Consider the following 19,512-nt stretch of genomic DNA (forward strand, 5'->3'; position numbering starts at 1 on the left):
TGACGTCTAGAGCCGCTCATCGTTTCACGGAAATGCAGAACTGCTCAGGCGCGTAACCTGACCCCTTCCGGATCGAAGAACGGCATCAGCGCCACGACCGCACGTGTCGGCTTGCTGTCGATGTCGATGCTGAGTTCGGTACCAATGGCCGTGAAAGGCAATCGCAGATGCGCGGTCGCCAGCACCTTGCCGAGGGAATAGCCGTGGTCGCTGTAGGTGACGACGCCGGCATCCTCGCCTCTGGCCAGAACCCGCGCATTGGTTGCGGCAGGCATGTCGCCGTCGAGGATCAGCCCGGTCCAGCGTTCGTCGACGCCTTTGTCGCGCACTTTCAGCAGCGCTTCGCGGCCGACGAAATCGCCCTTGTCGAATTTGATCCAGCGGTCGAGCCCGACATGGAACGGCGTGCGCGTCTCGTCCATGTCGATGCCGTGCGCGGGATAGGCCTTTTCCAGGCCAAGCGTGAACATCGCCAAGACACCGTAGGGTTTCAGGCCGAAATCCGCCCCCGTCCGCATCAGCGCGTCCCAGACGGAGGTCGCCTCGTCGGCCGGCACGAACAACTCGAAGCCGAGCTCGCCGGTCACGCCGGTGCGCGAAATCAGCACCTTCGTCTCGCCGACGCGCCCCGACGCAAAAGACCAGCGCTTGATGCCGTCCAGATCGGCATCAGAGACCAGCGCCTTCAACAATTCGCGCGAGCGCGGTCCCTGTATGGTCGGGAAGGCGATGGCCGCCGTGATGTCGGTGACATAGGCCTTCCGGCCCTGGGCATGATGCAACAGCCAGGGCAGCATTTTGAGGCGGTTGACTGAGCCGGTCACCAGCATGAAATGCTCCGGCCCGAGCCTGAACACGGTGAGGTCGTCCATGATGCCGCCGTCCTCGCGGCAGATGGTGGAATAGCGCACCTGGGCGGGTTTCATCGCCGCGGCATTGTTGACGATGACATGGTTGACCAGCGCTTCGGCCTCCGGACCCTTGATGTCCATCTTGCCCATGGTGCTGAGGTCCTGGACACCGACATTTTCGCGGGTGTTCAGGTGCTCGTCGGCAATGCCGGAATAGTACTTGGCCGAAATGAAATCGCCGCCGACCCGGCCCATGATCGCGCCCAGCCCGACGATGCTGTTGTAGAAAGGGGATCGCCGTTCGGCCAAGAAAGTCTCCATCTTCATGAAAACGGCAGCGCCGGACAGCGCTGCCGAAGGCGTTAGCTGTCGGTCTCAGCTGCCGTAGACGTCGAACGAGAAATATTTGTCGTTGATTTCCTTGTACTTTCCATTGGCCCGCAGCGCGTCGATCGCGGCGTTGAGCTTGTCGGTCAACTCCTTGTTGCCCTTCTGCAGCGCGATGCCGACGCCGGGGCCGTGGATGGCCGGATCGGCAGTCAAGGTGCCGAGCAGCTTGCAGCAGGCGCCGTCGGGCTTCTTCAGCCATTCGGTGAGAATGATCGAGCCGTCCATCACAGCGTCGAGGCGTCCGTTGACCATGTCGGCGCGGGCATCGTCGCCGGTCGGATAGGCCTTGACGGTCGAGCCGCTGTATTTCTGCTCGGCGAAATTCTGGTGGATCGTCGCACTTTGCACGCCCAGCGTCTTGCCTTTCAGATCCTCGGGCGACGTGCCCGATAGCGTCGAATCCTTCGGCACGGCGATGGCCGGCGGCGTCTGGTAGTATTTGTGGGTGAAGTCGACCTTCTCGGCGCGTTCCGGCGTGATGGTGATGTTGATGATGGCGTCGAACTTGCCGGCCTGAAGTGCCGGGATCGAGCCGTCGAAATCCTGCACGACGAATTCGCATTCGGTCTTCATCTCGGCGCACAGCGCCTTGCCGAGATCGATGTCGAAGCCGCCCAGCGTGCCGTCGGCATTGGCATAGTTGAAGGGTGGATAGGCGCCCTCGGTGCCGAGCTTGAGTTTCTTGTCCTGGGCAGAGGCAGCACCCGTAGCGAGCGCCAGAGCGAGCGAAGCGGCAAGCACGAAACGACCTAAAAGACGCATGATCCAGATCTCCGTTGAGAGCCCAAGTCTACGGGCTTTTATGCCCCCGGCGGAGACGGAAACGACACGGGCTGCGGCGATCACGGCGGATCGAAGGCTCTGCTGAAGCGGCTCGCGAGTTAGCCGGCACGCGCCCTTGTCGTGGCTGGGCGGTCGATCGCCAACCCATCTGGCGAGAGGACGACACCGAATTTCTCGGCGGCATCCTCGGGCGTGTAATAGCCCAAGGCGACATCCTTCAGCACCAGACCAGCGTCGCGCAGTAACGGATCGCCATAGCCGCCACCGCCAGGCGTACCGACACGCACGCGGTCGCCGGCCTTCAGCGGGATATCCTGCTCCTTGGAGAGGTGCGGCGGCACATGCGCCTCGCCATTGCGGAACACGGTCACCGTGTTGACCGCGCCATCCTTGCCGCCGAGCGCGCCTTGCGGGCCGAAACGACCGTGGTCCATAACGAAGGAGGCGCGGGCGTCGCCGCGCAGGATCTCGACCTCGTAGGCGAGGCCAAAGCCGCCGCGATGCTTGCCAGCGCCGCCCGAGCCCTCGCGCAAGGCATAGTGGCGATAGAGCACAGGAAAGGCCTGTTCCATGATCTCGACCGGCGGCGATTTGGAAATGCCGATGGTCGAGCAGCCATTGGTGAGGCCGTCATGGCCGGCATTGCCGCCATAGCCGCCGCCGGAGATCTGGTACATGACATAGTCGCGGCCGCGCGCCGGGTCGTTGCCGCCGAGCGCGAAATTGCCGCTGGAGCCGGCGGGTGCTGCCGTCACCCTGTCCGGCAGCGCCTGCACCATGGCCGCGAACACCGCCTCGGCGATGCGCTGCGACACCTCCGCCGCGCAGCCCGACACCGGGCGCGGATATCTGGCGTCGAGGAAAGTGCCTTCGGGACGCTTGACGTGAAGCGGCTCGAAGGCGCCGGCGCTGATCGGCACGTCCGGGAAAATATGGCGCATGGCGAGATAGACCGACGACAAGGTGGTCGCCAGCACGCTGTTCATCGGCCCGGCGCAAGGCTTGGACGAGCCGGAAAAATCGAAGCTCAGCGTGTCGCCCTTTTTCTCGACGGCGAGCGCGATGGTCAGCGGCTCGTTCACCACCCCATCGGAATCGACAAAGGCTTTGGACCTGTAGGTGCCGTCGGGAATGGCCGATATGTTGGCGCGCATCTGCTCGGCGGCGCGGCGGCGCAGTTCGGCGATCGCCTCGACAACAGTTTCGTCACCGTAACGATCCAGGATCCCATTGAGCCTATCCTGGCCGATCAGCAAGGCGGCCGCCTGCGCCCTGATGTCGCCGATACGCTGGTCGGCAACGCGAATGTTGGAGCAGATGATGGCGTAGATCTCCGGATCGAGCACGCCCTTCTTGAACAGTTTGACGGGCGGCAGCCGCAGCCCTTCCTGCTCGACCGCGGTCGCGGAAGCCGAGAAGCCGCCGGGTACCGAACCGCCAATGTCGGGCCAATGGCCGGTGTTCGACAGCCAGCAGAAAATCTTGCCACCCCTGTAGACCGGCATGGCGAAGCGCACGTCCATCAGATGGGTGCCGCCGAGATAGGGGTCGTTGACGATGTAAATGTCGCCGGGCTCCGGCGGCAGGCAGCGGCCGTCGGCGATCATCTCGATCACTGTCCTGGTCGAATATTGCATGACGCCGACGAACACCGGCAGGCCCTGGCTGCCCTGCGCGATCAGCGAGCCGTCGACCGCCGAATAGATGCCGTCGGAGCGGTCGTTGGCCTCGGCGATGACCGGCGAGAAGGCGGCGCGCGAGAAGGTCAGATCCATCTCGTCGCAGACCTGCTGCAGGGCTGCCTGAAGCACCGAAAGCGTGATGGCGTCGAGCTTTGCCCTGGATGCTGGCATTGTCAGGCCTCGCCAATGTCGATGATGATGTTGCCGTCGGCGTCCGAACGCGCCCGGTCGCCGGGCTCGAGCACGGTGGTGGCGTCCATCTGTTCGAGAATCGCCGGGCCTTCGATGATGGCATCGAGCGGCAGTTTTTCCCTGATATAGACCGGCGTATCATGCCACGTGCCGGCATACCAGACCGGGCGGGTCTCGCGTCGTGCCTCATCGAGCGTCTTGGCGCGCCCGGCGGGGTCGATCAGGCGCGACAGATCGATCGCGGGCCGCACACCCGTCACCGAGGTGTTGAGATTGACCAGATTGGCGCGAATCTCCGGCAGCTCGACCTTGAAGCGGGCGAAATATGCCATTTCGAACAGCTGCTGCAATTCGTGCCGGGTCACCGAGGACGACGGCAGCGGCACGTTGATGATGTGGGTCTGGCCGACGAACTGCATGTCGGCGGAATGGGTGACGCGGATCGTCTCCGGCTTCACCGCTTCCTTGCCGATCAGCTCTTCGCCTTCGTTTCGGTGCCGTTCCAATACAGAATGAAGCTGAGTTTCATCGAGCCCCGCCACAGGCTGATTGACGGTGTTGACGAAGTCGTGCCGAAGATCGGCAACGACACAGCCAAGCGCGTTGGTGATGCCGGGCCGCGCCGGCACCAGCACTTTGGGCAGGCCGAGCTCGCGCGCCAGAGCGGTCGCATGCAGCGGCCCGGCGCCGCCGAAGGCGAACAGGGCGAAATCGCGCGGGTCGTGGCCACGCGACACCGAGACCATGCGAATGGCGCCGGCCATCTTCATATTGCCGAGCCGCAGCACCGCGCCGGCCGCCTCGACGCCGGACAGACCGGTCGGCTTGCCAATGCTGTTCTCGAAAATGCCGGTGACGCGCTCGACGGTAACCGGATTTTCGACCGCCAGCAGCTTCTTCGGCGCCAGCCGCCCCAGGACCAGATTGGCGTCGGTGATGGTCGGCTCGCTGCCGCCGCGTCCGTAGCAGATCGGGCCGGGATTGGCGCCCGCACTTTCCGGGCCGATCTGGATCAGGCCGGCCGCATCGACGCGGGCGATCGAGCCACCGCCGGCGCCGACGGTGTGCACCGCCACCATCGGCACATGGATGGGCATGGCATATTCGATCTCGATCTCGTTCGACACGGCGGGCTCGGCATTGCGTATCAGCGCCACGTCGGTTGAGGTGCCGCCCATGTCGTACGTGACGAGGTTTTCGAAGCCGGCGCGTTTTCCCGTATAGGCGGCTGCGATGACGCCGGAGGCCGGGCCTGACATGACGGTCTTGGCCGATTCACGTGTGACGAAGCGGGCCGAGATCATGCCGCCATTGCCGTTCATGATCAGGAAGTCGCGGGCATAGCCCTTGGCCGCCAGCTCCTTGCGCAGCCTTTCGACATAGCGTTCGAGGATCGGCTGCACCGAGGCGTTGACCGAAGCCGTCACCCCGCGCTCGAATTCGCGCGCTTCCGACAGCAGTGCATGGCCCGTCGTGATGTAGCCGTTCGGCCAGAGTTCGGCGGCGATTTCGGCGGCGCGCCGCTCATGCGCGGGGTTGGCGTAGGAGTGCAGGAAATGGATGACGAGGGATTCGCAGCCGGCGGCGACCAACTGTGAAACCGCCGCGCGCATTCCGGCTTCGTCGAGCGGGGTGCGGATTGCGCCCGAGGCCTCGACCCGCTCCGACACTTCGAGCCGCAAATTGCGTGGAATGACCGGCACGAACGTGCCCGTCATGCCATAGGGCTGCGGCCGGGTCCGCCGGCCAAGCTCGATCACGTCGCGAAAGCCGCGCGTGGTGATCATGCCGGTCCTGGCCAGCCGGCGTTCGAGCACGGCATTGGTGGTGGTGGTCGTGCCATGCACGATGAGGTCGATGCGGTCGATGGGAAAGCCGGTGACACCGAGGGCCGAAACGACGCCGAAGGCCTGGTTGTCGACCGTGGTCGGGGTCTTGGCGATATGCACCCTGCCGCCATCCCGGCCGTCGATCAGAAGCAGGTCGGTGAAGGTTCCACCGACATCGATGCCGGCGACGACGCTGCCCAGGGAATCCAGCGCCCGCGCTGAAAAATTCTCTTTCATTGTCGAAACCCGAAATGCCCGGACTATGGATATGTCTTAGTTTGGAAAGCTGTTTTACAGCGGTCTCTTGACGCAAATATCATTTGTATACTAATAAATTCCGGACACAAGAGCTTACCGCTTCGGAGTGTGCCGCCGCACGCTGGAACCTGACCGGTTCGGGCGCGCAGGAGAAGGTTTGGCCCCCGCGGACCTGAAGATTGGGTCTGAAGTTGGGCCAGAAGGTTAGGTTTGATGAACACCACATCCGCGTTCAACACCGCCGGCGCCCGCCCACTGCAATTCCCTATACCGGCGAATGTCTATGCCGAAACCGTCGTCTCGGTGAAGCATTACACCGACCGCCTGTTTTCCTTCCGCATCACCCGGCCGCAGTCGCTGCGCTTCCGTTCGGGCGAGTTCGTCATGATCGGCCTGCCCAATGCCGAGAAGCCGGTGTTCCGAGCCTATTCCATCGCCAGTCCTGCCTGGGATGACGAGCTGGAATTCTTCTCCATCAAGGTGCCGGACGGCCCGCTGACTTCCGAGTTGCAGAAGATCCAGGTCGGCGACACAATCATCATGCGCCAGAAGTCGACCGGCACGCTGGTGCTGGACGCGCTGACCCCGGCCAAGCGCCTGTTCATGATCTCGACTGGCACCGGCATCGCGCCCTTCGCCAGCCTGCTGCGCGACCCCGACACTTACGAGAAGTTCGAACAGGTGATCCTGACGCATACCTGCCGCGACAATGCCGAACTCACCTACGGCCAGGAACTGGTCGCGGCACTGGAGAACGATCCGCTGATCGGTGAGCTGACCGGCGGCCGCGTCACGCTCTACAACTCGACGACGCGCGAAGAGTCCGAGCGCATGGGCCGCATCACCGCGCTGATCGGTTCCGGCAAGTTCTACAGCGATCTCGGCATCGACAAGCTTAACCCCGAGACCGACCGCATCATGATCTGCGGCTCGATGCACATGCTGAAGGACGTCAAGGAACTGGCCGAGAGTCTCGGTTTCCAGGAAGGCTCGCTGAGCCATCCGGCCAGCTTCGTTGTCGAGCGCGCCTTCGTCGGCTGAGCGGCGGACGCTTCGTTCCCAGGTTTTGACCTTTCGGTCAAAAGTTGGCTGCTTTATCATCCTTTTTCCGTTATGACCGCCTGAAGGACTCGTGAAGTACGACTTCGCGGGCTATCTTCGGCGCAAGTCGCTGAATGAAAGGGCAGGAGATGAGCAGCACAATCCGCGAGGTCGGCCTCGGCGCGTCCAAGGTGACGCCACTGCCGGCGCGTGCCGCCGCCAACACGCCCGTACCGCCAGACCACGCCATTGCCCGCAATCCCGGCATGCGGCTCGATCTCGGCTTCATGGAATCGGTGCGCAGCGTCAACCGCTCGGCGCTGGAACGCCGCGTCGCCAGCCTGACCAAGCGGCGCTCGATTAAGGCCGACAACCAGGCCGCCTGGCTGCTGCGCGCCGTCGCCTGCATGGACCTGACGACGCTGAATTCCAACGACACCGAGGAGCGTGTGCGCCGCCTCTGCGCCAAGGCGATCAACCCGTTCCGCCGCGACATCGTCGAGGGCCTTGGCATTGCGGGTGAGACCATCCGCCCGGCGGCGGTCTGCGTCTATCATCCCTTCGTCGCCACCGCCGTCGAAGCGCTGCGTGGCACCGGCATCCATGTCGCCGCCGTTTCCACGGCTTTCCCGCATGGTCTGGCGCCGCTGTCGACGCGCCTGCAGGAGATCGAGGCCTCGGTGAGGGACGGCGCCGACGAGATCGACGTCGTGATTCCGCGCGGCCTGGTTTTCGGCGCCAAATGGCAGGAACTCTACAACGAGATCGTCTCGATGCGCGCCGCCTGCGGCGAGGCGCATCTCAAGGTCATTCTCGGCACCGGCGATCTCGCCACGCTGCGCAATGTAATGCTGGCGTCCATGGTTGCGATGATGGCTGGCGCCGATTTCATAAAGACCTCGACCGGCAAGGAAAGCGTCAACGCCACGCTGCCTGTCGGCCTCGCCATGTTGCGCGCGATCCGCGCCTATTTCGAGGAGACCGGCTATCTCATCGGCTTCAAGCCGGCCGGCGGCATTTCCACGGCGAAAGCCTCGCTCGACTGGCTGGTGCTGATGAAGGAGGAGCTCGGACGGCCATGGCTGGAGCCGGAACTGTTCCGCTTCGGCGCGTCGAGCCTTTTGACCGACATCGAGCGCCAGCTCGAACACCATCTGACGGGTCACTATTCGGCCAATCATCGCCACGCGATGGCGTGAACCCCCACCCCGATCGGCTTTGCCGATCGACCCTCCCCACAAGGGGTGAAGGAGGCACCACATGAACATTCTCGAACGCTATCACGCCATGGAATACGGCCCGGCGCCAGAGGCGCGCAACGAGGCCGATGCGTGGCTGGCCGCACGCGATTTCGGCAAGGCACTGTTCATCGGCGGCGATTGGAAAGCGACCAGCAGCGGCAAGACTTTCGAGACCAGCGATCCGTCCTCCGGAAAACTGCTGGCCAAGGTGTCGGATGCGGGTGCGGCCGATATCGACGCGGCGGTCTCGGCCGCGGCCAAGGCGCTGCCGAAATGGTCCGCGTCCTCCGGCTATCAGCGCGCGAAAGTGCTCTATGCCATCGGCCGCGCCATGCAGCGCCACCAGCGCCTGTTCGCGGTGCTGGAATCGATCGACAATGGCAAGCCGATCCGCGAGAGCCGCGACATCGACGTGCCGCTGGCCATCCGCCATTTCATCCACCATGCCGGCTGGGCGCAGGCGCTGGACAGGGATTTTCCTGATCACAAGGGCGTCGGCGTCGTCGGCCAGATCATCCCGTGGAACTTTCCGCTCTTGATGCTGGCCTGGAAGATCGCGCCCGCACTTGCCGCCGGCTGCACCGTGGTGCTGAAGCCGGCCGAGTTCACGCCCCTCACCGCCATCCTGTTCGCCGAGATCTGCGAACGGGCAGGCGTACCGAAGGGCGTCGTCAACATCGTCCAGGGCGGGCCAGAGGCGGGCGCGGCAATCGTCAATCATCCCGGTATCCAGAAGATCGCTTTCACCGGTTCGTCGGAAGTCGGCAAGATCATCCGGAAAGCCACTGCGGGGACGGGCAAGAAACTGTCGCTGGAACTTGGTGGCAAGTCGGCCTTCATCGTCTTCGAGGACGCCGATCTCGACAGCGCCGTCGAGGGTCTGGTCGATGGGATATGGTTCAACCAGGGCCAGGTCTGCTGCGCCGGTTCGCGCCTGCTGGTGCAGGAAGGCATCGCCGACGCCTTCATCGCCAAGGTCAAGGTGAGGATGAGCCGGCTGCGCGTCGGCAGCCCGCTCGACAAGAACACCGACATCGGCCCGCTGGTCGACCTAAGCCAGCTCGACCGCGTCAAGGGTCTGGTCGCCGAAGGGGCGAAACAGGGCGCGATCTGCTGGCAGCCGGACGCGGCGCTGCCGTCTTCCGGCTATTACCATCTGCCAACACTCGCTACCGGTGTTTCGCCGGCTAATATACTCGCGCAGGAAGAGGTATTCGGGCCGGTCCTCGCGATGATGACCTTCCGCAACACCGAGGAAGCGATCGAACTCGCCAACAACACGCGGTATGGGCTGGCTGCCTCGGTGTGGAGCGAGAACGTCAACTTGGCACTCCATGTCGCGCCGCAATTGAAGGCCGGCGTCGTCTGGGTCAACGGCACCAATATGTTCGACGCCGCCTGCGGCTTCGGCGGCTACCGCGAGAGCGGCTTTGGCCGCGAAGGCGGACGCGAGGGCATGTTCGAATATCTCGCGGCAAAACTGCCGCTCGGCCCAGCCATCAAGCCGGCGGCGACGTCGGCCCAGCCCGTCGAGCGATCTGAAAGCGATGCCATCGACCGCACCGCAAAGCTGTTCATCGGCGGCAAGCAGGTCAGGCCGGACGGCAATTATTCGCTTGATATAGCCACTGCCAAGGGCAGACTTGCCGGCGAAGTCGGTCTCGGCAACCGTAAGGACATCCGCGACGCCGTCGCCGCCGCGCGGGCCTGCAAAGGCTGGCCGGAGGCTACCGCCTATAACAGGTCCCAGGTGCTCTACTATCTGGCCGAGAACCTCTCCGGCCGCACCGATGAATTCGCGGCGCGTCTCAGCGAACTTACCGGCGCCGCCGCGAAAGTGGCGCGCGAAGAGGTCGAGCAGTCGATCGAGCGGCTGTTCCTCTATGCCGGCCTTGCCGACAAGTTCGAAGGCCGGGTGCACCAGCCGCCGACCCGGGCGGTCACGCTGGCGCTGCACGAGCCGGTCGGCGTCGTCGGCATCGTGGCGCCGGACAATGCGCCGCTGCTCGGGTTGATCTCGCTGGTGGCGCCGGCGCTGGCCATGGGCAACACGGTGGTGGCCGTGCCTTCGGAGAAATTTCCGCTGCTCGCCACCGATCTCTATCAGGTCATCGAATATTCCGATGTTCCGGCCGGCGCCATCAACATCGTCACCGGCCGCAGCGCCGAGCTTGCCGGCGTGCTGGCCAAGCACGACGATGTCGACGGTCTCTGGATCTTCGCCGATGCCGAGACCTGCGCCAAGGCGGAAGCAGACTCCGTGGGCAATCTGAAACGCGTGTGGACCGGCAATGGCCGCAGCCTCGACTGGGCTTCGGCTGACGCGGCAGGCGATGCCTTGCTGCGCCGTGCGGTCGAGGTCAAGAACGTCTGGGTGCCCTATGGCGATTGAGAGTTTCCGAGTTGAATGGTGATCGTGTTCGGGCTTGACGCCCGGATGCGTGCTCTTTAACGAGAAAAAACATTTTTATCAGTGAACGGCCGGCGCAGGCCGCATGATAGCGCCTGACTGGTACATGACGCCTTGGCCGTCCGCCGATAAATGCAGATGACCCGAGCGGGTGAGGAGAAAAGCATGGCGGATTTGGCAGGCAAGGTGGTGGTCGTCACGGCGGCGGCGCAAGGCATCGGCCGGGCTAGCGCGATGGCTTTCGCCAAGGCAGGCGCCGTGGTGCACGCCACCGACATCAACGAGGCGCTGCTCGCCGAACTCGGCAAGACATCAGGTGTCAAGACCCGCAAGCTCGACGTGCTGAACGATGAGGCCGTCAACGCCGCCTTCGCCGAGATCGGCGTCGTTGACGTGCTGTTCAACTGCGCCGGTTTCGTCCATTCAGGATCGATCCTCGAGATGAAGGATGCCGATCTCGACTTCGCCTTCAACCTCAATGTGCGCGCCATGATCCGCACCATCCGCGCCGTGCTGCCGGGAATGCTGGAGCGTGGCGACGGATCGATCATCAACATGTCTTCGGTCGCCGGCGCCGGCAAGGGTGTGCCCAACCGCTTCGCTTATGGCGTCACGAAGGCCGCGGTCATCGGCCTGACCAAAGCGGTCGCGGCCGACTATGTCGGCAAGGGCATACGCTGCAACGCGATCTGCCCGGGCACCGTCGAGAGCCCGTCGCTGCAGGACCGCATGCATGCGCAGGGCGACTATCAGGCGGCCCGCGCCGCCTTCATTGCCCGCCAGCCAATGGGCCGGCTGGGGACGCCCGAGGAAATCGCCGATCTCGCCGTCTATCTCGCCGGCGCCACCTATACGTCGGGGCAGGCTTACAATATCGACGGTGGCTGGTCGATCTAAGAGGCCTCTGGTCACAACTGGGAGAAAAAGAATGAAACTGCTGCGCTATGGCGAGGCGGGTAGCGAACGCCCCGGCCTCATCGATGCGGATGGAACGATCCGCGACCTCTCCGCCCATGTCGCCGACATCGCCGGCACGACGCTCCATCCGGCCTCGCTGGACATGCTGTCGAAGCTCGATCCGAAATCGCTGCCTGCGGTTTCCGGCAGCCCGCGCATCGGCGCGTGCGTCGCCGGCACCGGCAAGTTCATCTGCATCGGCCTCAACTATTCCGACCATGCCGCCGAAACCGGCGCCACCGTGCCGCCGGAGCCGATCATCTTCATGAAGGCAAGCTCGGCCATTGTCGGGCCTGACGACGACGTGTTGATCCCGCGCGGCTCGGTCAAGACCGACTGGGAGGTCGAGCTTGGCGTGGTCATCGGCAAGACCGCCAAATATGTCAGCGAGGCGGATGCGTTCGACTATGTCGCCGGCTACTGCGTTTCGCATGACGTGTCCGAGCGTGCCTTCCAGGCCGAGCGGCAGGGCCAGTGGACCAAGGGCAAGAGCTGCGACACATTCGGGCCGATCGGGCCGTGGCTGATCACCAAGGACGAGGTGAAGGACCCGCAGAACCTGCCGATGTGGCTGAAGGTCAACGGCAAGACGATGCAGAACGGCTCGACCAAGACCATGGTCTATGGCGTCGCCTATCTCGTCTCCTATCTCAGCCAATTCATGTCGCTGCATCCGGGTGACATCATCTCGACAGGCACGCCGCCCGGCGTTGGGCTGGGCATGAAGCCGCCGGTGTTCCTGAAGGCGGGAGACGTGGTTGAGCTCGGCATCGAAGGCATGGGCACGCAGAAGCAGACGTTTAGGGCGGACGTGTAGGCGCTCTCCTTCTCCCCCTGTGGGAGAAGGTGGATCGGCGCGCAGCGCCGAGACGGATGAGGGGTGCTGGAAGAAATGAGGCGTGAAAACATCGAAGGATTTTAGGCGCTTACATCTTCAAGGCGGCGATCCTTCCAACACCCCTCATCCGACCGAGCTTCGCTCGGCCACCTTCTCCCACAGGGGGAGAAGGGAAGCCGGCGCTACTTCAGCACCTTCCCATCGGCCCCGAACCGGTAGGTCTTCGCCGGATCTGGCGTCGCATAGAGTGTCGCTCCCGGTTCGGCGTTGTAGACGCCGAAGATGCGCACGGTGATCAGCCCGGCCTTCTCGCAATCGAGGTAGAGGTTGGTGTCGGCGCCGAGATGCTCGGCGTGCACCACCGTGCCCTTCCAGGTGCCGGATTTCGGATCGACGGTCAGATGCTCCGGGCGGACGCCGATGGTCTTGGCCGTCTCGCCCAGTCTCGCGCCATCGACGAAATTCATCTTCGGTGAGCCGATGAAGCCGGCGACGAATTCATTGGCCGGCGAATTGTAGAGTTCCATCGGCCCGCCGATCTGTTCGATTTTCCCGGCATTGAGCACGACGATCTTGTCGGCCAGCGTCATCGCCTCGACCTGATCGTGGGTGACATAGATCATCGTCGCCTTCAGCCGGCGATGGAGTTGCGCGATTTCCAGTCGCGTATTGACGCGCAGTGCCGCATCAAGGTTTGACAGCGGCTCATCGAAGAGAAAGAGCTTGGGTTCGCGCACCACGGCGCGGCCGATGGCGACACGCTGGCGCTGGCCGCCGGAGAGTTCCGCCGGCCGCCTCGAGAGATAAGGCTCCAGCGACAGCATCGAGGAGGCGATGCCGATGCGGCGCTCGATCTCGGCCGCCGGCGTACCGGCCTGCTTCAGACCAAGGCCCATATTGTTCTTCACCGTCAGATGCGGGTAGAGCGCATAGGTCTGGAACACCATGGCGATGCCGCGTTTGGCCGGCGGTGTGGCCGAGACATCCTCGCCGTCGATGACGACGCGGCCCGAGGTCGAATCCTCCAGCCCGGCGATTACCCTGAGCAAGGTCGACTTGCCGCAGCCCGACGGGCCGACGAAGACGACGAACTCGCCATCCGTCACTTCGAGGTTGATGCCCTTCAGCACCTCGACCGGCCCAAAAGCCTTCTTCACGTTCTCGATGTTCAGCGAGCCCACGGCTTCGTCCCTGTTCTAGAGTTTGACGGCGGCGCCACTGCGCACGCTCTCGTCGGCGGCAAGGCAGACGGCAAGTGATTTTACCGCGTCGTCCATATGGCGTGTCAGATCGAGATCCTCGCGGACCGCCTTCAGCACGAAGGCCTGTTCGAGATCGCAGAGGTCCTGATGGCCGGGTTCGCCTTCCATCGACAGCATTTCGTCGGGCCTGGCAAACTTGCCGTCCGCGCCGGTCGCCGCACTGTGCAGGCGGATGGTCGAGGTCTTGGTGTGGGTGTCGATGTCGTCGGACTTCACACCCTCCTTCATCACGATCGACACGCAGCCATTCGGCGAGATGACGTCCTTCACGAAGAAGGCCGTTTCCGAAATCATCGGACCCCAGCCGGCCTCGTACCAGCCGACCGAACCGTCATCGAACAGCACCTGCAGATGGCCGTAATTGTACATCGAGGGCGCGATCTCGTCGGTCAGCCGCACCCCCATGCCGCGCACCTCGACCGGTCTGGCGTCGGTGATCTGCAGCATCACGTCGAGATAGTGCACGCCGCAATCGACGATCGGCGACGTCGTCTGCATCAATTGCCTGTGCGTCTCCCAGGTGTGTCCCGACGATTGCTGGTTGAGGTTCATGCGGAACACGTAGGGGCCGCCGAGTTTCCGTGCCTCGGCGATCAGCCGGATCCAGGACGGGTGATGGCGCAGGATATAGCCGATCACCAGCTTTTTGCCGTTGGCCTTGGCGGCCGCGACGACGCGCTTTGCGTCAGTGACGGTGGTTGCCAGCGGCTTTTCGACAAAGACATGACAGCCGGCCTCGAACGCCTTCACCGCATAGTCGGCATGGCTGTCGGAATAGGTGGCGATGCAGGCGACATCGGGTTTTTCGTCGCGCAGCGCCTCATCGAAGAAGCGCCTGATGCCATAGCCGGAAAGCCCTTGCGGTAGCGGAACATCCGAGCGGTTGACCAGTGCCGCGATCTCAAAACCCGGATTGGTGTGGTAGGCCAGCGCATGGCTACGGCCCATATTGCCGAGCCCGGCGACGATAACGCGAAGATGTTCGGTCATTTCAATTCGCCTTTTCTTGACTGCGGGCTGCGAGAGCCACCATTACGTGTGGCCCGCATTCTTCCGCGACCCGCAAAGCCGCTTTTTCGCTGTCACAGCGGGACAAAAGCCGGAAGCCGTAGGTATCGACTCCTTCCGTGATCATCGGAAGCCTCTGGTCGTCAGACAAGGGATGCTCAAGATTGAGCGCCTGCGTGAACGCCTTCGACTGGTCGTCTTCCATCTGGGAATTGACGCGCCAGCGAATGTGGCAGTTGTATTCCTTCGGCCGACGCTCCGCCCCGAGCCGTGTAAACCAGACAGCGGCATTGATATAGAACTGCGGCCCCCAGGAAGACTTCTGAAGGTTTAGCAAGCAGATGGTCTCCGGCCACTCCCGATAGAAATTCGTGGCGCGAACGCCTCGAAACCCATTGCGTCTCGCTGTCTCGACAAGGGCCTGTAAGACAATCTCTCGACCATCACTCACTTGACGGCTCCAGAAGTGATGCCGCGGATCAGTTGCCGCGAGAAGATGACGTAGAGGATCAGTACCGGCATGATCGCCAGCGACAGTGCCGCCAGGATCGCGTTCCAGTTGGTGACGAACTGGCCGAGGAAGAGCTGCGCGCCGAGCGTCACCGTCTTGGTCTCTTCCGATGGCGCCAGGATCAACGGGAACCACAGATCGTTCCAGATCGGGATCATGGTGAAGACGGCGACGGTTGCCATCGACGGCCTGACCAGCGGCAGCACCAGCCGGAAGAAGATTGTGTATTCGGACAGGCCGTCGATGCGGCCGGCATTCTTCAGATCGTCGGACACCTGTTTCATGAATTCCGACAGGATGAACACCGCCAGCGGCAGGCCTTGCGCGGTGTAGACCAGGATCAGCGCCGTCAGCGTGTTGACCAGCCCGCTCGCCACCATCAATTGCAGGATGGCGACGGTGCCGAGGCGGATCGGGATCATGATGCCGAGCGCGAGATAAAGCCCCATCATCGTGTTGCCGCGGAAGCGGTATTCCGACAGCGCGAACGCGGCCATGGCGCCGAACAACAGCACGAAGAACAGCGAGGCTACGGTGACGACAAGGCTGTTCTGGAAATAGTGGATGAAATCGCCCTGGCCAATGACCGTGGTGTAGCCGATCAGGTCGAAGGTTTTTGGCGTCGGCGGCGTCAGCGGCGCGCCGAAGATGCCGGCGCGGGACTTGAACGAATTCATGATCACGATGATCACCGGGAACAGCGCGATCACCGTGTAGGTCAACAGGATCGCATGGGCGCCGATGGTGCGGGGCAGCGAACGGGTTGCCGTGCTCATCTCTCTGGCCCCTCTAAAACTGATAGCGACGCAGGCGCGTCTGCACGAGGAAGAGGTAGACGCAGACGCCGCCGAGGATGATCAGGAACATCATGGTGGCGATCGCAGCACCCATGTTAGGATCGCCGACCTGCAGCTGGAAGCCGAAGAAGGCGCGGTAGAGGAAGGTGCCGAGGATGTCGGTCGAATAGTTCGGGCCGGCGAGCGCGCCTTGCGCGGTGTAGATCAGGTCGAAGGCGTTGAAATTGCCGACGAAGGTGAGGATCGAGATGATGCCGATCGACGGCAGGATCAGCGGCAGCTTGATCTTCCAGAATTGCGACATGCCGGTGATGCCATCGCATTCGGCCGCCTCGATCACCTCCTCGGGGATGGACAGCAATGCGGCATAGATCAGCATCATCGGGATGCCGACGAACTGCCACACCGAGATCAGGCTGAGCGTGGTCAGCGCATATTCTTCCTTGCCGAGCCACGGCGTGAACAGGCTCTTCAGCCCGACGAGATCCATCAGGTTCGGCGCCACGCCCCATAGCGGCGACAGGATCAGCTTCCAGGCGAAGCCGACGATGACGAAGGACAGGATGGTCGGCACGAAGATCGCCGTGCGGTAGAAGGCCGCGAAGCGCAGCTTCGGGCTGGACAGAAGTGCGGCCAGCATGACGCCGATCGGATTCTGCACCAGCATGTGGATGACGAAGAACCAGACATTGTTGCGCAGCGCGTTCCAGAAATTGACCGACCAGTTGGGGTCGCCGAACAGCGTGCGGAAGTTTTCCAGCCCGACGAAGACCTGGGACTGGTCGATGTTGCGGAACAGCGACAGCTGCAGCGTGCCGGCCAGCGGCAGGATCATGATCGCGGTATAGACGAGCACCGCCGGCGCCAGGAAGATGCCGATGTGCCAGCGGAAAGGTCGTTTGGGTGCTGCGGCCATGAGTTCGGTCCCCGCCGTCTCTCGGTTCCAGGTGGTATGATGCTAGAAGATGCCTCGATGCATTGCCCGAATGCCCTTTCCGGATCCGGGAAGGACAAAGGCTCGCGACAGGTCAGCCAGCCTTTCCCACACAAGGGAGGGTAAGGCCGAGAGGCGATGCCGACAATCGCAATCTGAAAACAGGCGCAGTCTGAAAGCCGGCCGGGCATATGCCCGGCCGGTCCGTTGCCTGAGCTCTTACTTCGCCGGCTTGTACCAGCTGTCGAGGCCGTCCTGCAGCTTCTTGGCGGCGGCTTCCGGCGTATCGGTGCCGTTGATGACGTTGGCCGATTCGACCCACGTCTCGTTTTCGAGATTCGGCGTGCCGCGCGACAGGATCTGGTAGGTCGAGCGGATCGTCGACTTGCACTTGCCGCGCCAGGAGACGAATTCCTGCGCCAGCGGGTCTTCCATCTTCACCGGCGTGTTGTTCAGGCTGAAGAAGCCCGGCAGCGCGTTGGCGTAGATGGCGGCGAAATCAGGCGACGCGACCCAGGACAGGAAGGTCTTGGCCGCATCGGCATTCTTCGAGGCCGCATTCAGACCCATGCCGATGTCGGTGTGGTCGGAGATGTAGCAAGTGTCGCCGGCCTTCTCGACCGGCGGCGGGAAGGCGCCCATCTTGAACTGCGCCTGGGTGTTGAACAGGCCGATCTCCCACGAGCCGGCCGGGTAGATGGCGGCGCGGCCGAGCGTGAACAGGTTCTGGCTGTCTGGATAGGTCTGCGCCTCGAAGCCGTCGCCGAGATAGGGTTTCCACTTGGCCAGCTCTTCATACGGCGCGACCCAGTCCTTGTCGGTCAGCTTCTGTTCGCCCTTGATTAGCGCCGCGCGGCCTTCCTCGCCCTTCCAGTAGTTCGGACCGATGTTCTGGTAGCCCATGGTCGCGGCTTCCCAGAGGTCCTTGGTGCCCATCGCCATCGGGATGTAGGTGCCGTCGGCCTTGATCTTGTCGAGCGCGGCGAAGAACTCGTCGCGTGTCTCCGGCACCTTGATGCCGAGCTTGTCGAAGGCGTCCTTGTTGTAGATGAAGCCGTGGATGACCGAGGCCATCGGCACGCAGAAGCTCGCCTTGCCGTCGTCGGTCTGCCAGGCGGCCTTGGCGACGTCGGAGAAATTCTCCATGCCGGGCAGCGACGAGAGATCGGCGAGGTTGCCCTTCTTGTAGAGCTCCAGCGACTTGTCGAAGGGGCGGCAGGTGATCAGGTCGCCAGCCGAGCCGGCGGCGAGCTTGGCGCCCAGCGCCGCGTCATATTCGGTCGGCGCCGAGGGCGCGAACACCACCTTGATGCCGGGGTTCTTGGCTTCGAAAGCCGGGATCAGCTTGTCCTTCCAGATGGCAAGGTCGTCGCCGCGCCAGCTTTCGATGTTGAGGGTTACGTCGGCGGCATAAGCGACCCCGGCAGAGCCGAGAATGCTGGTGCCGAGAAGAAGTGCCGTCAGTAGTTTCGTTGTCATGCTCAGTCTCCCTGTTGACCTTTTTCAGGTTCGGTTTTGATGAGAACAGAGGCATTGCGCCCCTTGCTCCCCTCGATCGCGGAAAGCGCCGGTCGCAGCTTCTGGCCGGTTCCTTCCAGTATCTTCCGCGCCTCGTCGGCACTGCCAGCACCGGCGGCGAGCAGAATGGCGGTCTTGACGGCGCCGCCGCTCTTTTCGAGCAGATGCGCCGCATCGTCCCTGCCGCGCCCCGAGATGGCGGCGACGATGCGCGCCGCGCGGTCGCGCAGCTTGATGTTGTCGGCCATGAGGTTGACCATGTAGCCGTCATGGACATGGCCGAGATGGATGGCGGTTAGCGTCGACAGCATGTTGAGCGCGATCTTCTGGGCGGTGCCGGCGCCCATGCGCGTCGAGCCGGCGATCAGCTCCGGCGGCGTTTCGAGCAGGATGGCGATATCGGCCAGCCGCAACAGCGGCGCGTCGCTGTTGTTGGCGATGGCGACGGTGGCGGCGCCGCGCCTGCGCGCCTCCTCCAGCGCCCTGACCGCATAAGGCGTCGAGCCGCTGGCCGAAACGGCGATCAGGCAATCATCCCTGCCGATTCCAGCAGCGGCGACCGCGGCCGCGGCTTCGCCGGCGTCGTCTTCCGGACCGCCGGCCAGCGTCCTGAAGGCTTCGTCGCCACCGGCGATCAGGATGGCGATGCGGTCGCGCTTGATGCCGAAAGTGCCCGGCAGTTCCAGCGCATCGGCCAGCGCCATCAGGCCCGAGCTGCCGGCCGCGGCATAGGCGAGCTTGCCGCCGCGGTTCAGCCGGCCGGCGATGATCCCGGCCGCTTCGGCTATTGCCGGAATGGCGCCGCGCACGGCCTTGGCGGCCTCGATCTGGGCATTGGCCAATGAGGAAAGGATGACGTCCGGGGCCTGGATATCCAGCCCCTCGGCATTCTGGTGATGCGCTTCGGTGCGCTTCTCGGCCATACCGTTCCCTCCAATCCACAAAACAATACCAAAAAAATACCACTTGTCCACACGCATTAACGAATTCGACGTCTCGGAATTACCTTG

At 63.4% G+C, this 19,512-nt stretch carries 16 protein-coding genes; 5 read left to right on the top strand and 11 right to left on the bottom strand.

The window, feature by feature from the left end:
* Positions 1 to 44: 44 nt before the first annotated feature.
* The 4 genes from C9427_RS29375 to C9427_RS29390 all read right to left on the bottom strand — a co-directional run bounded on the left by C9427_RS29375 (position 45) and on the right by C9427_RS29390 (position 5,964).
* Complete coding sequence (locus C9427_RS29375; RefSeq protein ID WP_245437213.1) at positions 45 to 1,160, bottom strand: aminomethyl transferase family protein; 1,116 nt, start codon at positions 1,158 to 1,160, stop codon at positions 45 to 47.
* 66 nt (positions 1,161 to 1,226) lie between these two features.
* A complete protein-coding gene (locus C9427_RS29380; protein WP_107652531.1) occupies positions 1,227 to 2,003 on the bottom strand; it encodes an ABC transporter substrate-binding protein in 777 nt (258 codons plus the stop codon).
* Positions 2,004 to 2,122: 119 nt separating this feature from the next.
* Complete coding sequence (locus tag C9427_RS29385) at positions 2,123 to 3,877, bottom strand: hydantoinase B/oxoprolinase family protein (protein WP_107652532.1); 1,755 nt, start codon at positions 3,875 to 3,877, stop codon at positions 2,123 to 2,125.
* 2 nt (positions 3,878 to 3,879) lie between these two features.
* Entirely contained in the window at positions 3,880 to 5,964 is a 2,085-nt protein-coding gene (locus tag C9427_RS29390; RefSeq protein ID WP_107652533.1) for a hydantoinase/oxoprolinase family protein, read from the bottom strand.
* Positions 5,965 to 6,198: 234 nt separating this feature from the next.
* On the opposite strand from C9427_RS29390, the gene C9427_RS29395 reads away from it, so the two are divergent.
* The 5 genes from C9427_RS29395 (at position 6,199) to C9427_RS29415 (ending at position 12,451) form a co-directional block, all read left to right on the top strand.
* Positions 6,199 to 7,026: a ferredoxin--NADP reductase gene (locus C9427_RS29395; protein ID WP_097577218.1), complete on the top strand. Its 828-nt coding sequence runs from the start codon at positions 6,199 to 6,201 to the stop codon at positions 7,024 to 7,026.
* 149 nt (positions 7,027 to 7,175) lie between these two features.
* Positions 7,176 to 8,225, top strand: a complete 1,050-nt coding sequence (gene deoC / locus C9427_RS29400; RefSeq protein ID WP_107652604.1) for a deoxyribose-phosphate aldolase — start codon at positions 7,176 to 7,178, stop codon at positions 8,223 to 8,225.
* Positions 8,226 to 8,286: 61 nt separating this feature from the next.
* Entirely contained in the window at positions 8,287 to 10,659 is a 2,373-nt protein-coding gene (locus C9427_RS29405) for an aldehyde dehydrogenase family protein (protein ID WP_107652534.1), read from the top strand.
* A 183-nt stretch (positions 10,660 to 10,842) separates the two neighbouring features.
* Positions 10,843 to 11,574 (top strand): SDR family oxidoreductase, encoded by a 732-nt coding sequence (locus tag C9427_RS29410; RefSeq protein WP_107652535.1) that lies wholly within the window; start codon positions 10,843 to 10,845, stop codon positions 11,572 to 11,574.
* 31 nt (positions 11,575 to 11,605) lie between these two features.
* Positions 11,606 to 12,451 (top strand): fumarylacetoacetate hydrolase family protein, encoded by an 846-nt coding sequence (locus C9427_RS29415; protein WP_107652536.1) that lies wholly within the window; start codon positions 11,606 to 11,608, stop codon positions 12,449 to 12,451.
* 203 nt (positions 12,452 to 12,654) lie between these two features.
* Here C9427_RS29415 and C9427_RS29420 read toward each other — a convergent pair whose 3' ends face one another.
* The 7 genes from C9427_RS29420 to C9427_RS29450 form a co-directional block, all read right to left on the bottom strand.
* Positions 12,655 to 13,653 carry an ABC transporter ATP-binding protein gene (locus C9427_RS29420; protein WP_107652537.1) on the bottom strand — a complete coding sequence of 333 codons (999 nt, stop codon included), beginning with the start codon at positions 13,651 to 13,653 and terminating at the stop codon, positions 12,655 to 12,657.
* A 15-nt stretch (positions 13,654 to 13,668) separates the two neighbouring features.
* Positions 13,669 to 14,724, bottom strand: coding sequence for a Gfo/Idh/MocA family protein (locus C9427_RS29425; protein WP_107652538.1), 1,056 nt, complete (start codon positions 14,722 to 14,724; stop codon positions 13,669 to 13,671).
* A gap of 1 nt (position 14,725) precedes the next feature.
* The gene (locus tag C9427_RS29430) at positions 14,726 to 15,193 is read right to left on the bottom strand and encodes a DUF4304 domain-containing protein (RefSeq protein WP_107652539.1); all 468 of its coding nucleotides are present in this window, start codon (positions 15,191 to 15,193) and stop codon (positions 14,726 to 14,728) included.
* Positions 15,190 to 16,029 carry a carbohydrate ABC transporter permease gene (locus C9427_RS29435; RefSeq protein WP_097577214.1) on the bottom strand — a complete coding sequence of 280 codons (840 nt, stop codon included), beginning with the start codon at positions 16,027 to 16,029 and terminating at the stop codon, positions 15,190 to 15,192. The genes C9427_RS29430 and C9427_RS29435 overlap by 4 nt, the downstream gene beginning before the upstream one ends.
* A 13-nt stretch (positions 16,030 to 16,042) precedes the next feature.
* Positions 16,043 to 16,966 (bottom strand): carbohydrate ABC transporter permease, encoded by a 924-nt coding sequence (locus tag C9427_RS29440; RefSeq protein ID WP_107652540.1) that lies wholly within the window; start codon positions 16,964 to 16,966, stop codon positions 16,043 to 16,045.
* Positions 16,967 to 17,203: 237 nt separating this feature from the next.
* Positions 17,204 to 18,463 (bottom strand): ABC transporter substrate-binding protein, encoded by a 1,260-nt coding sequence (locus C9427_RS29445; protein ID WP_107652541.1) that lies wholly within the window; start codon positions 18,461 to 18,463, stop codon positions 17,204 to 17,206.
* Positions 18,464 to 18,465: 2 nt separating this feature from the next.
* The gene (locus C9427_RS29450) at positions 18,466 to 19,425 is read right to left on the bottom strand and encodes an N-acetylmuramic acid 6-phosphate etherase (protein ID WP_107652542.1); all 960 of its coding nucleotides are present in this window, start codon (positions 19,423 to 19,425) and stop codon (positions 18,466 to 18,468) included.
* Positions 19,426 to 19,512: the final 87 nt, after the last annotated feature.

The sequence above is a fragment of the Mesorhizobium helmanticense genome (genome assembly GCF_003034915.1).
Classification (GTDB): Bacteria; Pseudomonadota; Alphaproteobacteria; order Rhizobiales; family Rhizobiaceae; genus Mesorhizobium; species Mesorhizobium helmanticense.